This is a genomic window from Dellaglioa sp. CoH-57-MRSF-22 (assembly GCF_056781895.1).
The window spans coordinates 83,083-102,350 of sequence record NZ_JBXAXT010000002.1 but is presented as its reverse complement, the minus strand read 5'-3'; the positions used below and the strand labels follow the sequence as shown (position 1 = coordinate 102,350).

Here is a 19,268-nt window from a genome sequence, read left to right as displayed (position 1 = left end):
ATATTTAAAAATATTCAGCCATTATTATTTAAAATAAATAATAATAATAGAACCAGAGATTACTCTACTAATTCTTTATTTAAGATACCATACAAAACGTATTACATCAAGGTATTTAACTACTTTAGCAGAAAAAAAGATGGCATGGTAGCGTTTTATCAATTTGAATTATTTTCTTCTTCTTTCAATAACATGAATTGGTGTTCCTTCAAAATCAAACGATGTTCTAATTTGATTTTCTAAGAAACGTTCATATGAAAAATGCATCAAATCAGTATCATTAACAAATACAACGAATGTAGGTGGTTGTATTGCTACTTGTGTTGCATAGTAAATTCTTAAACGTTTTCCATTATCAGTTGGCGTTGGATTATGGGCTACTGCATCCATAATGACATCATTTAATACTGAAGATGTAATACGACGACTATGATTTTCATTTACGCGTTTAATTAATTCGGGTATCTTAGATAATCGTTGCTGTGTAATTGCAGACACAAAAATAATAGGAGCATAACTAAGATATGCAAATTCTTGACGTATATTAGCCTCAAAATCAGATAATGAATGATTATCTTTTTCAAGAGTATCCCATTTATTTACGACGATAATGATACCACGTCCTGCTTCATGGGCATACCCTGCAACTCTCTTATCTTGTTCCCGAATACCTTCTTCAGCATTTAACACAACTAAAACAACATCTGAACGATCAATAGCACGCATGGCACGTAGTACAGAATACTTTTCAGTATTTTCATATACTTTTCCGCGTTTTCTAATACCAGCTGTATCAATCATTGAGAACATATCGCCCTCTTCAGTATCAAAAGCTGTATCAATTGCATCACGTGTAGTCCCTTCAATAGGTGAAACAATAACACGATTTTCACCCAGGATTGCATTCACCAATGAAGACTTACCCACGTTAGGACGACCAATCAAACTAAACTTAATTCGACTGTCATCTTCATCAGGAATATTTTCAGGGAATTTCTTTGTAATCTCATCCAATAAGTCACCAACCCCAAGGCCATGACTACCAGAAACTGGAAATGGTTCTCCAAATCCTAATGAATAGAAATCAAAAATATCTTGTCTAGACTCGGGATTATCAACTTTATTAACCGCTAAAATAACTGGCTTATCAGAACGATATAAAATTTTAGCCACTTTCTCATCAGCATCCGTTACGCCTTCTTTTACACTTACAAGAAAAACAATAACATCAGCTTCATCGATTGCGATTTGTGCTTGTTCAGTGATTTGCGTCAAAAAGGGTTCATCACCGATATCGATACCACCAGTATCAATCAAGCTAAATTTTTGCGCTAACCACTCACTATGAGCATAAATACGATCTCGTGTAACACCAGGAGTATCCTCAACAATTGAAATTCTTTCCCCGGCTATTCTATTAAAAACTGTGGACTTTCCAACATTAGGACGTCCAACAATTGCTACAACAGGATTTGCCATAGATAGTACCTCACTCTCTAAATATCTTTTGTAATAAATAATAAAAACGACTGAACTACAGTTCAGTCGTTACTTAAAAATAATATTTTAATTATTTGTTAGTATCTGCATCTTCTAATGCTTTACCTAAAATATCACCAAGTGTGAAACCAGTACTTTCTTCTGGCATACCACTCATTGTTGATTTAGGAGCTTTAGCTTTTGGTGCAGCTTTTTTAACTGTTTTTTTCTTTTCAGGTTTTTCTTCTGTTGCTGGTTTTTCTTCGAGAGCTTTAATTGATAAAGCTAAACGATGTTCTGCTGGATGTACTTCAAGTACTTTAACTTGAACAGCTTGGCCAGTTTTTAAAACTTCGCCTGGTGTAGCAATATGTGTGTAAGAAATTTGTGAAATATGAACTAATCCTTCAATTCCAGGCATAACTTCAACAAATGCACCAAATGTCGTTAAACGTTTAACAGTACCATCTAAGACGTCATCTACATGGATATCATTTTCAACATTATCCCATGGTTGAGGTAATGTTTGTTTGATTGATAATGAAATACGATTCTTATCTAAATCGATTGCCAATACTTTAACTTTAACTTCTTCACCAACTGATAAGACATCTTCTGCCTTAGAAATACGGTTGTAAGAAATTTCTGAAATATGAACAAGTCCATCAATACCACCAAGATCAACAAATGCACCGAAGTTAGTTAAACGGGCAACTGTTCCTGTTACAACTTCACCAACTGTTAAAGTTTTAAGAGTTTCTACTTTTTGAGCATCTCTTTGAGCTTTAACAATTGCTTTATGTGATAAGATTAATCTATTTTCAGTTGGGTCAATTTCAATAATTTTGAAATCTAATGTTTGATGGTTATATTTTGATAAATCTTCAACAAAACGATCATCAATCATTGAAGCGGGTACGAATCCACGCACACCAGCATCAGCAACTAATCCACCTTTAACAACTTGTGTTACTGTAGCTTCGATTGTAGCATCATCATCAGCTAATTTTTGTAAGTCATTCCAAACTTCACGTTCAGCAATTCTTCTTTGTGATAGTAAGTAACTACCACCTTCTTTATCGCCACCGATACTTGAAATAACAACTAAATCCATAACGTCACCAATTTTGACAACGTCTTCTGTTTCTTCACCAGCTTTAAGTGCTAGTTCTTTAGCTGGTACAACACCTTCAACACCGGCGCCTTCAATACCAACAATGACTTGTTTAGCATCATCGATAGCTAAAACTTCACCTTTTATAACAGAACCAACCTTAACTTCACTTACACTATTTAATGCTTCTAGTAAATCATTATTTTCTTCAATATTACTCATGGACAATGTCCTCCTTAGCGAATAAACTCTATTTATTATTTTAGCTGAAATGAAGAGTAATTACTAGTGCTAATACTCATTTTTCACATTTTATTTTATTATTTGTTAATTATATCCATAATTTTCTGTACGACCCCATCAATATTCATTGAAGTCGTATCTACAAGTATAGCATCTTTTGCCTGAATAAGCGGAGAAATTTCACGTGTAGAATCTTTTCGATCTCGTTCGGCAATTTCAAACTCTAAAACATCAAGTGTTGTATTAATACCCTTAATTTGATTTTCCTTAAATCGGCGAAGAGCACGTTCTTTAACACTCGCAACTAAGAATATTTTAACTTCAGCATTTGGTAATACTGTCGTTCCGATATCACGACCATCCATAACAATTGATCCATCTTCGGCAATTTCTTGTTGTCTTTTAACTAATTCCTTGCGTACACCTTCTTGAGCAGCAACCGTTGAAACATTATTAGTTACCTCAGGTTGCCTAATTGCTTGTGTTATGTCTATATTGTTTATATAGACTAATTGTTCTGGATTTGCTGGTTTAAAAGAAATTATTGTATCTTTTAATAGACTAACTAACTTATCATCATTATCCAGCGCAACATTCTTTGCCATTGCTTCAAAAGTAATTGCTCGATACATTGCCCCAGTGTCGCAATAAACATAATTTAATTTTTTAGCAACTAATTTAGCGACAGTGCTTTTTCCTGCGGATGCCGGTCCGTCAATTGCAATTTGGATATTATTTTTCATCAAGTAATTCCTCCATAAAAATGGGATTGATTAGATATCAATCCCATATGTATATTATTTAACTCTTATTTTTTGTCCTGCACTAATAGAAGTAGTCAACCCTGGATTCATTTGTAGAAGTTGTTCTGTAGTTAACCCATTGTTTGCTGCAACACGATATATGCCTTGTCCTGCTTCGACAGTTACATATGACTTTGAAGATGCACTTGATGAACTATCAGAGCTGGTTGATTCACTAGACGCTGAGCTAGAGCTTGAATTAGTGCTAGAACTAGCTTTCTCTTTTGATTCAGAGCTAGCTTTTTCTTTTGATGCTTTTTCTTTCGATTCAGAACTAGCTTTTTCTTTTGATTCAGAGCTTTTCTTAGCACTTGAGCTAGAACTATCAGAATCATCAGTTTTGGTAACTATTTTTTTACTTACTGAACTCTCGCTTGTGGTTCTATCTTCTGGTTGGTATACTTTGTTACTTTCAACAATATAAAAAGCAATCGTTCCAATAATAATAGCTACAAAAACAACTAATAACCCCGTAGTTAATAATGAACTATTTTTACTTTTACGTCTATTCGCTGATCGAGAATAATTTCCATTATCGTCTCTATCGTCTTCGAATGATTTTTCCCAAGGCTTTTTTTCTGAATTATCTTTTTTATCACTCATTTTTCAATCCTCCTAAAAACAATTATCATTATTTTACCATAATAATCCAAATTATTCTCAAGATAATTTAAACAATCTTGAAATAATATTATCTGTTGATTGAATTAACTGCTTGTCATCATTTTTGATTATCTTTTTTTCTAATCCAATCTTTTGAAGTACATCCACATTAAATAACGCTGAGCAACAGAATTCATCATGTTCTATTAATTTCGATTCTCCAAAATGGTTTAAAATTTGTTGCTTTCGACAATTACTTGAATTAACAAACATTATCATATTTTGTAATCCAGTTTCTTTTTCAATTTTCCTTTGTCTAAAAAGGAACTGCACCTCTTCAACTGAGCTTTGTTTCTCATAGTAATAATCTAACAGTTTACCTTTTTCTTCTCCAAGACCAACTAATTCCTTATGTTTTTTAAAATACATCCTAATAAAATCATCATCTGGAATGGTTAAATCAATTAAGTTTCTTTGTAGAAACACATCATTTTCTTGAGAAAAAACAATTGCGATACTCTGCTGGCCATCTCGTCCAGATCGGCCAAATTCTTGTACGTAGCTTTCAAAATCAGCGGGCATATGATAATGGATAACGTATCTAATATCTTTCTTATTAATACCCATACCAAAAGCGCTTGTTGCACATATAACATCTATTTGATTTTCCATAAATTGTCTTTGTACCGTATACCTTGCCATATCATTCAAGTCAGCATGGTACGGTTCAGACCTTAATCCAGTGTTATTATTTATTAAATCTGAGACCTCATTTGCCTTTTTCTTGCTCGAGAAATAAACGATTCCAACACCCTTGATTTTATTCAATAAATTTAATAATTGCTTATTTTTATCAGATTCATCATGCACTTTTAAGACACTTAAAAAAATATTACTTCTATTAACCGATTTAATGATTTTATGAAAATCTCGACCTTCTGTTTTTAATTGTGTCATAATATCATTCTGAATATTTAGTGCAGCTGTGGCTGTCAACGCCAAAACGCAAGGTGTACCAAGTTTCACAATTGCATTATTCAAATCCAAATAATCAGGCCTAAAATCTGGTCCCCAAGTGGAGATACAATGTGCCTCATCTACAACAAATAGTGATACATCTATTTGTTTAAGGGCATTTATCACTTCAAATTGACTTAGCATTTCAGGAGATAAATAAACAAATTTATAAGATTGTATATTTTTTAACACATATTTTTTTTCAGAATAACTCAATATTGATGTTAATCCAATAGCTGTCCCATTACCACGAAAATTAAATTGACTAACTTGATCTTGAATTAAAGATAACAACGGTGAAACGATAACTGTCGTACCATTCATAAGATAGCCAGCTAACTGATAACACAATGATTTCCCAGTCCCTGTAGGTAGTACTGATAACGTGTCTTGACCAGATAAGATAGTTTCTATGGTTTCTTCTTGGCCTATCATAAATGAATCGAATCCAAAGTATTCCATCAATTTTTCTTTTAAATTAATTTTGGACATCTATTTTACTCCTATAAATTTGATACAAACGATAATCGAAAAAATTTATATCAGGTTTCTTATTTTGTATTATTTTAAAAGGTACTTGATCAATATCTCTCCCCATAATTTCAGATAAATCATTAACTATTTTTTTTGTTAAAAAAGTATCAAATGGAAATTTTTCACTAATCATTGCTAATTCAAGTAAATGTTCAAAAATTGTACTAGTCTTCAATCCTCTACTTTTAGCCACATCATTAACAGATAGGCCCATAGTAATTAATCTCATCGTTTCCTTTGCACTTTCAGAAATAATTCCTGTTTTTAGAATTGACTGAACTAATTCTTTGAACACACTTTGTTTTTGCTCCTCAATCCAACTAGCAAAAAAATTTATTGTATCTCTGTATATTAATTGAATCTCCATTTCTGATAGATTCAACTCATTTGCTAACTGTTTATTGGTCAATCCATTAAGATTATGACCAATTAATTTGTTCATAAATATTAAACTAGAATTTGTATCAATTTTTTGCACGAACAATCGTAATTCTAAATTAACTTGTTTTGTTAGTATTGTTTTGTCATTATTAGAAATCCATTTTTTGATATTAAATTTAGTTAATTCGGATGTTACGACAGGATAATAATGACGATTAACAAAGCTAAGTTCAGATACAACTTGTATAGCTAAAATACAAGTTTCTGACCATTCATTAAATTTATATTGATTTATTAATTTAGGGTGCTTAATTTGATATAAATCGCTTTTCGCTTTTTTTTGTCGAATTAAACCATTTTGCGTTAACCGAACTTGCCCATTAGATTCAGTGAGTAATTTATTTTGTTTCAACTTAGAAAGTATTTTTTGATATATTTCATTTGTAAATTGAGGATCAATACTAAAATAATCTAGCAAATCATAACGCATTCCCCAATATATATTGGAAACAGTATTCCGACCTGTAATAATGCTAAATATTACATTAGGTCGCCGATATTCGACATTAAACATTTGTAAGAGATAATCTTCAACCATAAAATACCATCCTTATAAAATAAAATGAGGAAGAATCACTTAAGAATTCTCCCTCATTAATTATACTATAGTTGTTTATATTTTTTATTATTTAACTGAACCCAACCATACATTCTCTGATATAAAAGACTAAATAACCCAACGACCAGAATTCCTTTTATAATATTAAAAGGAACAATACCAACAATAACGTACTTGGATACTGACATTCCGATATTCATACCGATAACATTCAAGTACACTGGTAGAATTACAAAATAATTTGCAATAGATAATACAGCAGTTAGTACAAAGGTACTCACTAAAACTGCCAAAATACTCTTTCCAAGTGTTGGCTTAAGGTTTCCTTTACCTTTGAGAAGATAATATGCTGGAAATGATACCGCCATTGATGCTAAGAAATTACTTCCAACACCTATCAAGCTGGCAATATCTGTTCCAGTTGAAACTAGATACAGCAATGAACGAACGACGGCAACCATCACACCGCTCATTGGTCCCAAAATAAAAAATCCAATTAAAATTGGTAAATCACTAAAATCAATTTTTAAATACGGAAAAATTACTGGGAAAGATAAAAACATTAATACGTATGAGATTGCAGCTAAGAACGCTGTAATCACAACTTTATAAACTGGTGACCGATTCATACTAGAAAACCTCCTGGAAGGCCATCTTCAATGAAGAACCTTTCAAGTAAATAAAAATGAACGCCATTAATCACTAAAGATTAACAGAGTTCATTTGAAATTACTTACTCAAATAAGCCCTATCTTCTTTATCCAGACTTTAACTGTCGGTACTGGAATTACACCAGTCCAGCCACATATACAATGTGGGTCGCGGACTATAACCGCCGGTCGGGAATTACACCCTGCCCCTGAAGACGAACCAAATATTTTATTACGCTACAAAATATAACATAGGATAAAATAAGTTACAATTATTTACGCTCGGCGATACTTTTCAATGCATGAACTTCTTCTTCAGATAACTCACGGTATTGACTCGAAGTTAATCCATATAAATCTAAGAATCCATAAGTTTCACGTTTTAATTTTTCCACTGGATGTCCGACCTCTGCCAACATATTTTTAACTTGATGATTTCGGCCTTCATGAATTGTTAATGAAACAATTGCTTTTTGCTTATTTTTATCTGCTGAAATAATTTTTGAATGAGCAGGAGCCGTTTTCTTACCATCAATTACAATTCCTTGACGTAACGTTTTTAAATCATCATTAGATGGAATACCATTCACTTTAGCGACGTAAGTTTTGTCAATCTTATACTTTGGATGAGTCATTTTGTTGGCTAACTCACCATCATTTGTCATTAATAATAATCCAGAAGTATCATAATCTAATCGACCGACTGGATAAATTCTTTCCCTTACACCTGGAAAATAATCCGTAACAACCTTACGATCTTTATTATCCTTAACAGCCGAAATAACTCCTCTTGGTTTGTAGAATAAATAATAGACTAATGGTTCTTCATTTAAACGAATACCATCAACTTCAATTTTATCTTCACTTGTGACCTTAATACCCAACTCACTTGCAACCTTACCATTCACCTTAACATGACCTTCTGAAATCATTTTTTCGGATTGTCTTCGTGACGCAACACCTGATTGCGCCATAACTTTTTGTAATCTTTCTGCCTCTGCCATATTATTCCTCATTTTCTTGTAATTTTTCGTTAAAATTATTTAAAAAAAGTTTACCTATTTCTCCATCAAAATCTTGATTTTCACTAATCACTGGAAGTTCTTTTAGTTCAGTTAATCCAAAATAATTTAAAAATTGCGTCGTTGTTACATATATAATAGGTCTTCCTGGTACATCAAGACGTCCATTTTCACGAATTAGATCTAAAGCAATCAATTTTTGCAGTGATCCTGAACTTTGAACTCCTCGGATATCATCAATTACAAGTCGTGTCACTGGTTGTTTATAAGCAATGATAGCTAGCGTTTCCAGTGCTGCATTAGAAAGTCTTCTTGAATTAGGATTTTCAAAATAATCTTTAATTAAATCTGCTAATTTCTCTTTTGTTACTAATTGATAACAATCATTATATTGAATTAGCTCCAAGCTAGAATTTATATCATTTTTATACTTTAATGATAATTTTTCAAGTTGTTCTTTAACTGCTGATTTCAATAATCCAGTTAATCTAGATAATTCTGCTAGAGATATTCCTTGATCCCCACTCACAAATAAAAGTCCTTCAATATTTGCTAAATGACTCACCTTCGTACCTCCTTAATACAATAATCTATGGTTCAATTTTTAAAATCTGAATCATTTCATGGCTATTTGCTTGTTTCAATTTAATTTGGTTTAATTTTGAAAGTTCTAATATTGCCAGAAAAGTAACAACAATTTCATCAACCGTTGTTGTTATTTCAAAAAAATCACTAAATATTAAACTCTTATTTGAATTTAGAATGATTTTTTTTATTTCTGATATTTTATCAGAGAGTGATGCTAGTTGCACATTAATTTTTTTCTCAATTGGTTGATGATTTATTTGCTTTATTAAAACTCTTTTAAAAGCATTCTCAAGTGTTTCTAAATCCAGGCCAGGTATATCAAGTTGAGGTTTATCAAATCTATTTTTAGGAATACTACTTTGTTCCTTAGAAAAATAATTCGCACGTTTATTTTCCCTGACGCTCAACTCTCCAGCCGCCTCTTTAAAAATTTGATATTCAATTAATTGTTCGACTAGACTTGCCCTTGGATCAGTTTGAGTTTCCTCTACATTGGAAAATTCTGCCGGTAATAACATTTGACTCTTAATTTTCATCAACGTTGAAGCCATCACTAAATATTGACCAATCACATCTAATGACATATTCGTAGTATCTTTAATAATAGTTAAATATTGCTCTGTTATTTCTGAAATTTGAATATCATAAATATCCATCTCAGAATCTTTGATTAAATGCAGTAACAAATCAAGTGGTCCTTCAAAAGAGGTTAATTTTAATGTTACCTGACTAATAGATTTAAATTTTTGACTCATTTTTTTGCATTTCCCATTTTTCAATTAATTTTGTAGTATCAATTGTACCCATGATTTTTTTATCAGGATATAGCGATAATACAGCGTTCAGAATCAAAAAACTAACTTTTTTATGTCTTTCATCTGGACTCAATGATATTGCCCGAACTACGACAACGTTGCCATCATTTTCAATACCAACTATACCAGTAAAATTACCTGCCTCATTTTTCCAAAGATACAAATCTCGATTTTCTGTATCTTGATAACCTTTAATTGCTAAATTAATTCTAGTAACATCCTTCAAGTCAGGTATAAATGACAACAAGCCCATCGCAATTTTTTCATAATCATTCTTATACTTAATAAGCATTATTGTTCTCCTCTACACGCACGGCATTCATGAGACAATTCATATATTTAAAAATAACTAATATACTTGTTTGTTACCGATATATTAATTTAACGTTGAACTAATAAATTATATTTTCAAATAATTTTATTTATTATCTCTTACCTACTAAAATAGTTTTCTATTAATCATCTGTTTCGTTAATTAATTCATCATTATTAGTTTCAAATTCCTCAGGCATTTTTATTAAAATAAGATTACCATCTTCTTGTTTAACATAACGCTCTTTTAGCAGATGTCCAACAGCTCTCTTAAATTGACCTTTGCTGATACCAAAATATTCTTTAATGTCTTCTGGATTACTTTTATCAGTAAAAGGTAATGTTTTTTCATCATTATGACTTAATGCAGCAATCAACATTGCTGCATCATCACTAATTGCTTCATAGGCACGTGGTTTGATAGATAGATTAATTGTACCGTCAGTTCTAATTCCAATTACACGTCCTTCTAATACTTGACCTAATCTAGGTTCATTAAATCTTTCAGATGGATGGATAAATCCAAGATAATCATCATCAGTAATTACAAAAGTTCCAATCATTTTTAAGCGAATAACTGTAAATTTCATATTTTTATTTTTTAATGAGTCATCAGGTTTCTTAGCAATTGATCGAAACATTTCTTCGTCCGCAACATCACCCCAAATACGATCTTTGGCATCAATTTTAAGTCCAACCATTAATCGATCACCAGCTTTTGGCCAAAGTGATTTCATTTCTGGTAAATCATCTAGTGAAACTGCTACATCTTTGTCTGGTAAACCAATGTCAACGAAGACACCTAAATCTCTTCTAACTTTTACAACGTCTCCGAATGCATATTGATCAATGCCAGCTCTAGGAATTATTGTTGATAAACTCAAATCATGATCTTCGTTCTCATACACAAAGCCTGTAACCATCGAACCGTTCGCTAATTGACTGTTTTTTTCATCTTTCAATAAATGCATTGTTATACTATCTTTTTGTACTAAAAATTCTGTATCATTCTCATCAGTTACCATTGCGGTAACAACTTGTCCCATTATTGAACTCATTTATTTCTCCCATTCAAAAAAATATTATTTTATATTTCTTTATTCATATTTTAAAATTACATACTCACATTTTACCTGATATTAGGCTTAATAGCCAATTGAATAGAAATATTGTGTAATAAAAAAGGGGCTGTGACATAAGTCTCTTCAATATGATATTAAACAAGTCTCCCGAAATCTTTTTTGATTTCGGGAGACTTGTTTCTTTTTACTACTTTTTAATATATTATCTAATTAGAAAAATAAAAAGGAACACTGGCCTTCGACCCCCAATGCTCCTTAATTTAATCCTCGAAAGGACTTAAAAATGCAAAATTATTATAACATAAATCAGACTTGTTTAGCCATCTCAACTGACTATATACCAGAAAAGAATAACACTGCGTGTTATATCAATACGCTAATCGAAAAATTAGAAATAAAAGAACCTTATCTTTTTGGTCGCCCCCGTGAATATAATCTTTCAGCTTTATTGAAGTTATATCTTTTTGCTATAACTCGAGGTGTTTTTAGTAGTCGTCGGGTCGCCTTACTAGCACAAGAAAATTTATCGGCACGTTGGTTAACACAAGAGCAAATGCCATCTTACCGAACTATTGTCCGATTTAGAACGTCGAATGAATTAACTGATTTAATTGATCGCAGTTTAGATACCTTAGTCGAATATTTACGACAACAAAATATGATTAGTGATGCCATCTTTATTGATGGTACTAAGGTTTTGGCTAATGCTAATAAATATAGTTTTATTTGGAAAAAGAATACAATACGTTTTGATCAAATGAATCGCGAAGCGATTTTAGAGCTACTAGTTGAATTAAAAACAGCGCATGCTGCTTGTAAAGTCCCAGAAGGCTCCAATCTAACACTAGAAATGATTGAAGAAGTTATCGATCGACTTGATCAGAAATTAGTAGCATTAGACCAGGAAGTTTCAAGAACTAAGAAGATAAGTCCCAATCCAGCTAAAAGAATTCGAAGAACCCTAAAATCTAAGAAGAATCAATTAACTAAACGCCAACATAAATTAAGTGAACATGAAGCACAAATGAAAATATACGGTACTCGAAATAGCTATTCTAAAACTGATCATGATGCAACTTTTATGCGTATTAAAGAAGATCCAATGTTAAATGGTCAACTTAAGCCAGCTTATAACTTACAAATTGCGACCAGTAACCAATTTATTTTGGGCTACCAATTATTTCAAAATCCAACAGATACTAGAACACTTCAACCGTTTCTTAAAACGTTAAGTACTCATAATAAATTAGATAAATACATTGTTGCCGATGCCGGATATGGATCAGAATCAAACTATCGTTTCATTGAAGATGAATTACCAAATCAAACTGCTATAATTCCTTACGGTACCATGATTAGAGAACAAAGCAAAAAATGGCGAACTGATGATAGAAAAGTTATGAACTGGGATTATCATGAAAATAATGATTACTATATTGATCCGCACGGCGTGCGATTTAACTTTAAAGCGTATCGGAAAAGAACCGATAAATATGGAATAGTTCGTGAATTTAAAGAATATCAAGCAGAGTTACTAGATGAGAATCAGATAATTATTCCTGCGGCTAAAACACTTAGAGGTGCACGTCGTAAGATTCAAGTTAACGGATCTTGGGAATATTTTAAGGCACAACAATGTGAACGACTTTCTGAACCAGAAACGGGTCAAATTTACGCGCACCGTAAAATTGATGTAGAATCCGTTTTTGGTCGAATGAAGGCCTCTTTGCCGTTCAATCAATTTCTATTGCGAGGGATTGAGAAGGTTAAAAAGGAAGCAGGTTTGATAGTAATGGCATTAAATATCCAAAAATTAGCCAGTTTAGGAGGTAAATAATACTTCTGTTTTCTATATTTTTTTAAATAAAAAGAAATAAGGCTCCAGAAATCAAAAAATGATTTCCGGAGCCTTATTTTGAACTTTATTGAAGGGACTTATGTCACAGCCCCTTTTCCAATTTTAAAATATTCAAGTAAGGATTGATACAACCTGATCAATATTATCTTAATTAGTCAATTATATTCATGATTAACCCAATAACATTTTTCGTCACCAATGTCTTACCGATATACTAACTTAGGTTCATCATGTACTTGAACCTTAATATAATTAGTCTACTAATTGAACTTTCAAACTGTTTGTTGTTCCTTTTTCACCAACTGGAAGACCAGCAGTGATTAAGATAAGGTCACCTTTTTTAGCGAAACCTAATTCTTTAGCTTTTTCAGTTGCTAAACTAAACAATGCATCTGTTGATGCTGGTTTTTCAGCAATGATTGGGTGAACACCCCAGTTAACTGATAAACCATGACGAGTTTGTTCGTCAAAAGTAATAGCTAAAATATCTGAGTCAGGACGGTATTTAGAAATCATACGTGCTGTTTGACCAGATTTTGTAGCAGCGATGATAGTTTTAATACCTAAGCTATCAGCTGTTTCAGCAACAGCACGACCAATAGTTTCAGTAACATCATTTTTGTCAAATTCATTTAATGCAAATGAGCTATGTGCACGCAATGCATTTTCAGATTTTTCATCAATACGAGCCATTGTTGCAACTGATTCTACAGGGTAGTCACCATTAGCACTTTCACCTGAAAGCATTGTTGCATCTGTTCCATCAAATACGGCATTAGCAACATCAGATGCTTCAGCACGTGTAGGACGTGGGTTTTCTTGCATTGAATCAAGCATTTGAGTAGCAGTAATAACTGGTTTGCCCAAAGCGTTACATTTTTTGATTAAGTCTTTTTGAACTAAAGGAACATTTTCAGCAGGAATTTCAACACCCATATCGCCACGGGCAATCATTAATCCTTCAGAAACTTCCATAATAGCATCAATATTATCGATACCTTCTTGTGATTCAATCTTAGGGAAGATTTGAACATGTTCCATTCCTTTTTCTTCAAGTAAAGCGCGGATATCTAAAACATCAGCTGGTTTACGTACAAAACTTGCAGCAATGAAATCAATGTTTTGATCTAAACCAAAACGAATATCGTCTGAATCTTTTTCAGTAATACCAGGTAAGTTAATTGATACACCAGGAGCGTTAACACCTTTACGTGAACCTAAACGACCAGAATTCATAACAGTTGTTACTAATTCGTTAGCAGCTGTATCAATTTCATCAATTCTCATATCGATAAGACCATCATCAAACAATACGTGGCCTCCAACATGAACATCTTCAATTAAACCTGGGTAAGTAACAGCAATCTTTTCTTTTGTTCCTTCAAGTGAATCATCCATTGAAATACGAACAATATCATTAATTTCAAAGTTGATTTTACCTTCTTTTTGAACAGTAGTACGGATTTCTGCACCTTTAGTATCAAGCATGATACCAACCATTTTACCAGTAATTTTTTCTGCTTCATGAACTAATGTCATACGACCTAAATGTTCTTCATGGTCACCATGAGAAAAGTTGAAACGGAAAACATTAGCACCGGCTTCGATTAATTTAACAATTGTATCAAGATCTGAACTGGCTGGACCAAGTGTACTTACGATTTTAGTTTTTTTCATTAGATTATGATCTCCTCTTAGTTTACTTATTATTTATAAATAACAATAACAGTATTATATTATTTTGGTGTTGAAAGTCGTGTATTTAAGTCTAAAAGACTCAAATCTGTATGATGTTTATGTTCTTCAAGCGTTGCAACAATATCTTCAGCAACTAATTTGTTGTCTTTAATACCAATTGCTAATCCGCCTTTACCTTCCATAAGAAGTTGAACAGCATAATCACCAAAACGACTTGCTAAGACACGATCTTTGGCAGTTGGTACGCCACCACGTTGTGTATGGCCTAAAATAGTCACACGTGTTTCAAAATTACCATATGTGTCTAATTCAGCAGCAAATTCACTAGCTCCCATAACACCTTCAGCTAATACGATAATTCCTGAATCTTTACCATGTTCACGGTTACTGTTGAGCTTGTCTGCAATTTCTTGCATGTTATATCCTTTTTCAGGAATAACAATAACATCAGCACCACCAGCAATACCGGACCATAAAGCAATATCTCCAGCATTTCTACCCATTACTTCAACGATAAACGTACGTTGATGTGAACGAGCAGTATCGCGAATACGATCAATTGCATCAAGAGCTGTGTTAACAGCTGTATCAAATCCAACTGTGAAATCTGTATCAGGAATATCATTATCGATTGTTCCTGGAATACCAACAGCGTTAAATCCACGTTTTGTGAGTGCTAAAGCACCATGGTATGAACCATCCCCACCGATAACAACTAAAGCATCGATACCGAACTTTTTAAGTTGTTCGATACCTTTTAATTGTCCTTCAGCAGTTGCAAATTCAGGATAACGGGCTGAATATAACATTGTTCCACCGCGTTGAATAACATCATCAACGTCAGCATATTCAATTTTATGAATATCGCCAGCAACTAAACCAGCAAAACCATAATTAATACCGTATGCTTCTAATCCTTCACCAATTACACGACGTGCAACAGCACGAACTGAAGCGTTCATACCTGGCGCATCTCCACCACTTGTTAAAATACCAATGCGTTTCATTTCTTCACCTCAATAAGTAATTTAAGTACATATTTCACTCACTATATTAACACTTTTCAGAAAAGTTGTCTTGTTAAATGTGAAAATATTTTCAGTATTTTCAAGAATAAATTACTTAATGACGACATTTTCAGAACCTAATATTTTTGTAAGCGCTGTATGTGTTTCTTTGTCGTTCCTTAACCAATAAGTTCTATCTAAACTAATTTTACGATTGTCTTTTTCATAGTACAAAATAACCGGTGTTTGACCTAACCTTATTTTCATGGTTTGCATTAATTTTTCTATTTTTTCATTTGTTGTTTCTTTAGTAATCTTCAAAAACCATTTTTTTTGAGTTATTCGTTTAAAATAATCATCTGCTAATTCTATTTTTTTAACAATAATTTGTAATCCTCTATTTGTTTCAACATCCCCCGAAACGACAACGACCTTATTTTTTTCAAGTAAAGATTCTTTCTGTCGAAATAAATCAGGAAATATTGTCAAATCAATCTCACTTGTTTCATCCGAACCATTTACAAAGGCCATTTGTTGACCCTTCTTTGTTCGAATAACTTTTACTCTCGTAAGATTAACTAAAATGGTTACATGTGTCTTATCAGATATTTCCGATATTTTTTTAAAATCGCTTTGATTTAGCTGTTTCCGATACTTCTCAACCGGATGTCCCGAAAGATACGCACCTAAATATTGTGATTCTTTTTCTAATCGAACCATTAATGGAAAGTTTGATTGTCTTGCTATCTTAGGTGTTAATAATTCAAATAAATTAGTATTATTTCCACTTAAATCAATACTACTAATTAATTCTGGTAGAGCACTAATCAACTCAGCACGATTATATTCAAATTGATCAAAACACCCAGAATATATTAAAGCTGAAATATTTTCCTCATTTAAATATTTTTTATCTATCCGATGCAGGAAGGATTGGAAATCTGTGAACAATTCTTTTTTCCGTAATGTAATGATATGTTCAATAAAGTCTTTTCTAAGTCCTTTAATACTATTTAATCCAAATAAAACAATATTTTGTCTTAAACTAAAACCTACCTCGCTCATATTAATATCAGGTAATTTAATTATTACATGATATTGCTTTGCTTCCACTAAGTATTCTTTTATTTTTTGCGGATTATTACCAACGGAATTTAAAATAGCTTCAAAAAATGCAGCTGGAAAATTAGCTTTAATATAGGCTAATTGAAAAGCAATTTTACTATAGGCAACGGCATGTGAACGATTAAATCCATAATTAGCAAACTGCTCAATATAACTATAAACTGTTTTAGCTACATCTTCTTGAATTCCATTATCATATGCCCCATTGATAAACTGAGTACGCATTTCATCAATAGTCTTTTTTTTCTTTTTACTCATTGCTCGGCGTAGTAAATCAGCTTCACCAAGTGTAAAATTACCCATCTTTGATGCGACCTGCATAACCTGCTCCTGATAAACTAATACACCATAGGTTGACTCAAGAATTTGTTTTAAACTATTGTCCGGAAATGTTATTTTTTCAAGATGATGTTTTCGTGCAATAAATGTATCTATATTTTCCATCGGACCCGGCCGATATAACGCATTTACAGCTGCGATATCTTCAAAAGATGTTGGTTGTAATTTTTTTAAAACATTTTTGATACCATTAGATTCAAATTGGAAAACACCGGATGTATCACCTAATCTAAAAAGAGCTAATGTTTTTTCATCTTCTAAATTAATGAATGCTGGATTGAAGTCTGCTTGATAATTCTTTTTAACCTGTGTTACAGCTTGATCTAAAATATTTAAATTACGTAGACCTAAAATATCGATTTTTAATAAACCAACATTTTCAACTATATCTTTAGAATACTGCGTTAAAAGAATATCCTCACTTCCATTTTGTAACGGAACCACTTCTCGTAAATCAATTTGGCTCAATACGACCCCTGCTGCATGCGTAGAGTAGTGTCTTGGAATCCCTTCGATATGCTGCGCAATTGTAAAAATATTTTTATTTTTGGAACTATCATTAACTAAATTACGTAATTTTTGTGATTGTGCTAGCGCCTCTGTCAACGTAATTTTCAAAACATTTGGAATTGAATCACTCCACCCTTTCATTTCAAAAGGTGATACACCAAATACTCGACCAACATCCCTCAAAGCCTGTTTTGCTGCCATTGTGCCAAATGTAATAATTTGAGCCATGTGATAATGTCCATATTTTTGATGTAAATAATTAAGGATTAGTCCACGTTTATCATCTGGAATATCTAAATCAATATCCGGCATCTGAACACGTTTTGAATTCAAAAAACGTTCAAACAATAAATTATATTTAATTGGATCAACATCCGTAATCGTTAAAACGTAGGCTGTGATCGATCCAGCAGATGACCCTCGTCCTGGGCCAGTTATAATATTTTGCGAATGAGCATAGTTCATAATATCCCAAACGATTAAAAAGTAATCTTCAAATCCCATTTGTTGAATAACGTTTAACTCAAGTTCTAATCTTTGTTTATATTCCTTAGGTACACCATTTGGAAACCGCTCATTTAATCCAGTATTACACATACTTCTCAAATAACTATGTGCTGTTTCATTATTAGGTAATGGATACTCAGGTAGTTTGGGTTGTGAGAATGTTAATTCCAGAGACGTTTCATCTGCTAAATTTTGGGTTTCTTGAATTGCATCTGCCATTAGCAATTCTTGATATTGCTCCGTTATCTCTTTTGGATTTCTTAATGCATATTCTCCCTGAATTTGTTCATCAACTTTATTAATTAAAATCGTTTCACCAGTACTAATTGCCTTTAACACATCAATATCAAACTGATTTTCAGCATCCAAATAAGCTACTTCATCTAGCGCAATTACACGAATATCAAAATTTTGAGCTAAAGATTTAATTGATTGTGCCGTAATTTTATCCATTAAGTGAGATAGGCCAACTCGAATATTTTCTGAACCTATTAAGCTTTGATATTTGGCTAATAATTCTTTTGCATCGGATATTTGACTTTGTTCAATTAAATAACTAAATTCACTTTTTTCACTAGGTGATAATATAAATAAACCGTCTAAATAGTTAGTTAAACTACTAAAGTTTAACTTATCATCATTTAAGGTCATTTTTAAGGTCGATAATTGCATTAAATTTTGATAACCTTGTTTATCTTTTGCAATAAAGGTCAATTCATATTCATGGTTTGTTTCGATTAAACCGGAGATATCTAACGTTAGTCCGATAATTGGCTTAATTTCAGCTTTTTGACAGGCATTATAAAAATCAATTGCACCATACAATGTATTATTATCTGTTAAGGCAATTGCTTTATAGCCTTTACTTTTAGCACTTTGAACAAGATCATTAATTTTAGTGGTGCTTTGTAATAAGCTGAATGAACTTTTAACTTTTAACGGAACAAACATTTTATCCCCCT

14 protein-coding genes, 2 pseudogenes and 1 riboswitch are annotated in these 19,268 nt (G+C 32.3%); of the genes and pseudogenes, 1 reads left to right on the top strand and 15 read right to left on the bottom strand.

Annotated elements, in window-relative coordinates; all coding sequences use genetic code 11:
* Window positions 1–168 precede the first annotated feature (168 nt).
* From der to AC1RPR_RS02235, 12 genes are all read right to left on the bottom strand, one after another.
* Complete coding sequence (gene der / locus AC1RPR_RS02290) at window positions 169–1,479, bottom strand: ribosome biogenesis GTPase Der (protein ID WP_409022510.1); 1,311 nt, start codon at window positions 1,477–1,479, stop codon at window positions 169–171.
* A gap of 91 nt (window positions 1,480–1,570) precedes the next feature.
* Entirely contained in the window at window positions 1,571–2,815 is a 1,245-nt protein-coding gene (gene rpsA, locus AC1RPR_RS02285; protein WP_481761343.1) for a 30S ribosomal protein S1, read from the bottom strand.
* Between the two features lie 98 nt (window positions 2,816–2,913).
* Complete coding sequence (gene cmk, locus AC1RPR_RS02280) at window positions 2,914–3,579, bottom strand: (d)CMP kinase (protein WP_481761344.1); 666 nt, start codon at window positions 3,577–3,579, stop codon at window positions 2,914–2,916.
* Window positions 3,580–3,633: 54 nt separating this feature from the next.
* On the bottom strand, window positions 3,634–4,242 hold the full coding sequence (locus AC1RPR_RS02275; protein WP_481761345.1) for a LysM peptidoglycan-binding domain-containing protein: 609 nt from the start codon (window positions 4,240–4,242) through the stop codon (window positions 3,634–3,636).
* A 57-nt stretch (window positions 4,243–4,299) separates the two neighbouring features.
* Entirely contained in the window at window positions 4,300–5,751 is a 1,452-nt protein-coding gene (locus tag AC1RPR_RS02270; protein ID WP_481761346.1) for a RecQ family ATP-dependent DNA helicase, read from the bottom strand.
* On the bottom strand, window positions 5,738–6,772 hold the full coding sequence (locus tag AC1RPR_RS02265) for a helix-turn-helix domain-containing protein (RefSeq protein ID WP_481761347.1): 1,035 nt from the start codon (window positions 6,770–6,772) through the stop codon (window positions 5,738–5,740). Before AC1RPR_RS02265 ends, AC1RPR_RS02270 begins: the two co-directional genes overlap by 14 nt.
* A 65-nt stretch (window positions 6,773–6,837) precedes the next feature.
* The gene (locus AC1RPR_RS02260; RefSeq protein WP_409022504.1) at window positions 6,838–7,422 is read right to left on the bottom strand and encodes an ECF transporter S component; all 585 of its coding nucleotides are present in this window, start codon (window positions 7,420–7,422) and stop codon (window positions 6,838–6,840) included.
* A gap of 117 nt (window positions 7,423–7,539) precedes the next feature.
* Window positions 7,540–7,664, bottom strand: a riboswitch (FMN riboswitch).
* Between the two features lie 51 nt (window positions 7,665–7,715).
* Complete coding sequence (locus tag AC1RPR_RS02255) at window positions 7,716–8,447, bottom strand: pseudouridine synthase (protein ID WP_409022503.1); 732 nt, start codon at window positions 8,445–8,447, stop codon at window positions 7,716–7,718.
* Window position 8,448: 1 nt separating this feature from the next.
* Complete coding sequence (gene scpB, locus AC1RPR_RS02250) at window positions 8,449–9,030, bottom strand: SMC-Scp complex subunit ScpB (RefSeq protein ID WP_481761348.1); 582 nt, start codon at window positions 9,028–9,030, stop codon at window positions 8,449–8,451.
* A gap of 25 nt (window positions 9,031–9,055) precedes the next feature.
* Window positions 9,056–9,808: a segregation and condensation protein A gene (locus AC1RPR_RS02245; protein WP_481761349.1), complete on the bottom strand. Its 753-nt coding sequence runs from the start codon at window positions 9,806–9,808 to the stop codon at window positions 9,056–9,058.
* Window positions 9,792–10,160, bottom strand: coding sequence for an N-acetyltransferase (locus AC1RPR_RS02240; protein WP_481761350.1), 369 nt, complete (start codon window positions 10,158–10,160; stop codon window positions 9,792–9,794). The genes AC1RPR_RS02245 and AC1RPR_RS02240 overlap by 17 nt, the downstream gene beginning before the upstream one ends.
* Before the next feature lie 163 nt (window positions 10,161–10,323).
* Window positions 10,324–11,238 carry a CvfB family protein gene (locus tag AC1RPR_RS02235; protein WP_481761351.1) on the bottom strand — a complete coding sequence of 305 codons (915 nt, stop codon included), beginning with the start codon at window positions 11,236–11,238 and terminating at the stop codon, window positions 10,324–10,326.
* Between the two features lie 307 nt (window positions 11,239–11,545).
* Here AC1RPR_RS02235 and AC1RPR_RS02230 point away from each other — a divergent pair.
* Window positions 11,546–13,090: pseudogene (locus AC1RPR_RS02230) on the top strand (IS1182 family transposase); the annotation flags it as partial.
* Window positions 13,091–13,378: 288 nt separating this feature from the next.
* On the opposite strand, the pseudogene pyk reads toward AC1RPR_RS02230, so the two are convergent.
* From pyk to dnaE, 3 genes and pseudogenes are all read right to left on the bottom strand, one after another.
* Window positions 13,379–14,797, bottom strand: a pseudogene (pyk, locus tag AC1RPR_RS02225) (pyruvate kinase); the annotation flags it as partial.
* A 59-nt stretch (window positions 14,798–14,856) separates the two neighbouring features.
* Entirely contained in the window at window positions 14,857–15,825 is a 969-nt protein-coding gene (gene pfkA, locus AC1RPR_RS02220) for a 6-phosphofructokinase (RefSeq protein WP_481761352.1), read from the bottom strand.
* A 111-nt stretch (window positions 15,826–15,936) separates the two neighbouring features.
* Window positions 15,937–19,257, bottom strand: coding sequence for a DNA polymerase III subunit alpha (dnaE, locus tag AC1RPR_RS02215; RefSeq protein WP_481761353.1), 3,321 nt, complete (start codon window positions 19,255–19,257; stop codon window positions 15,937–15,939).
* Window positions 19,258–19,268 lie beyond the last annotated feature (11 nt).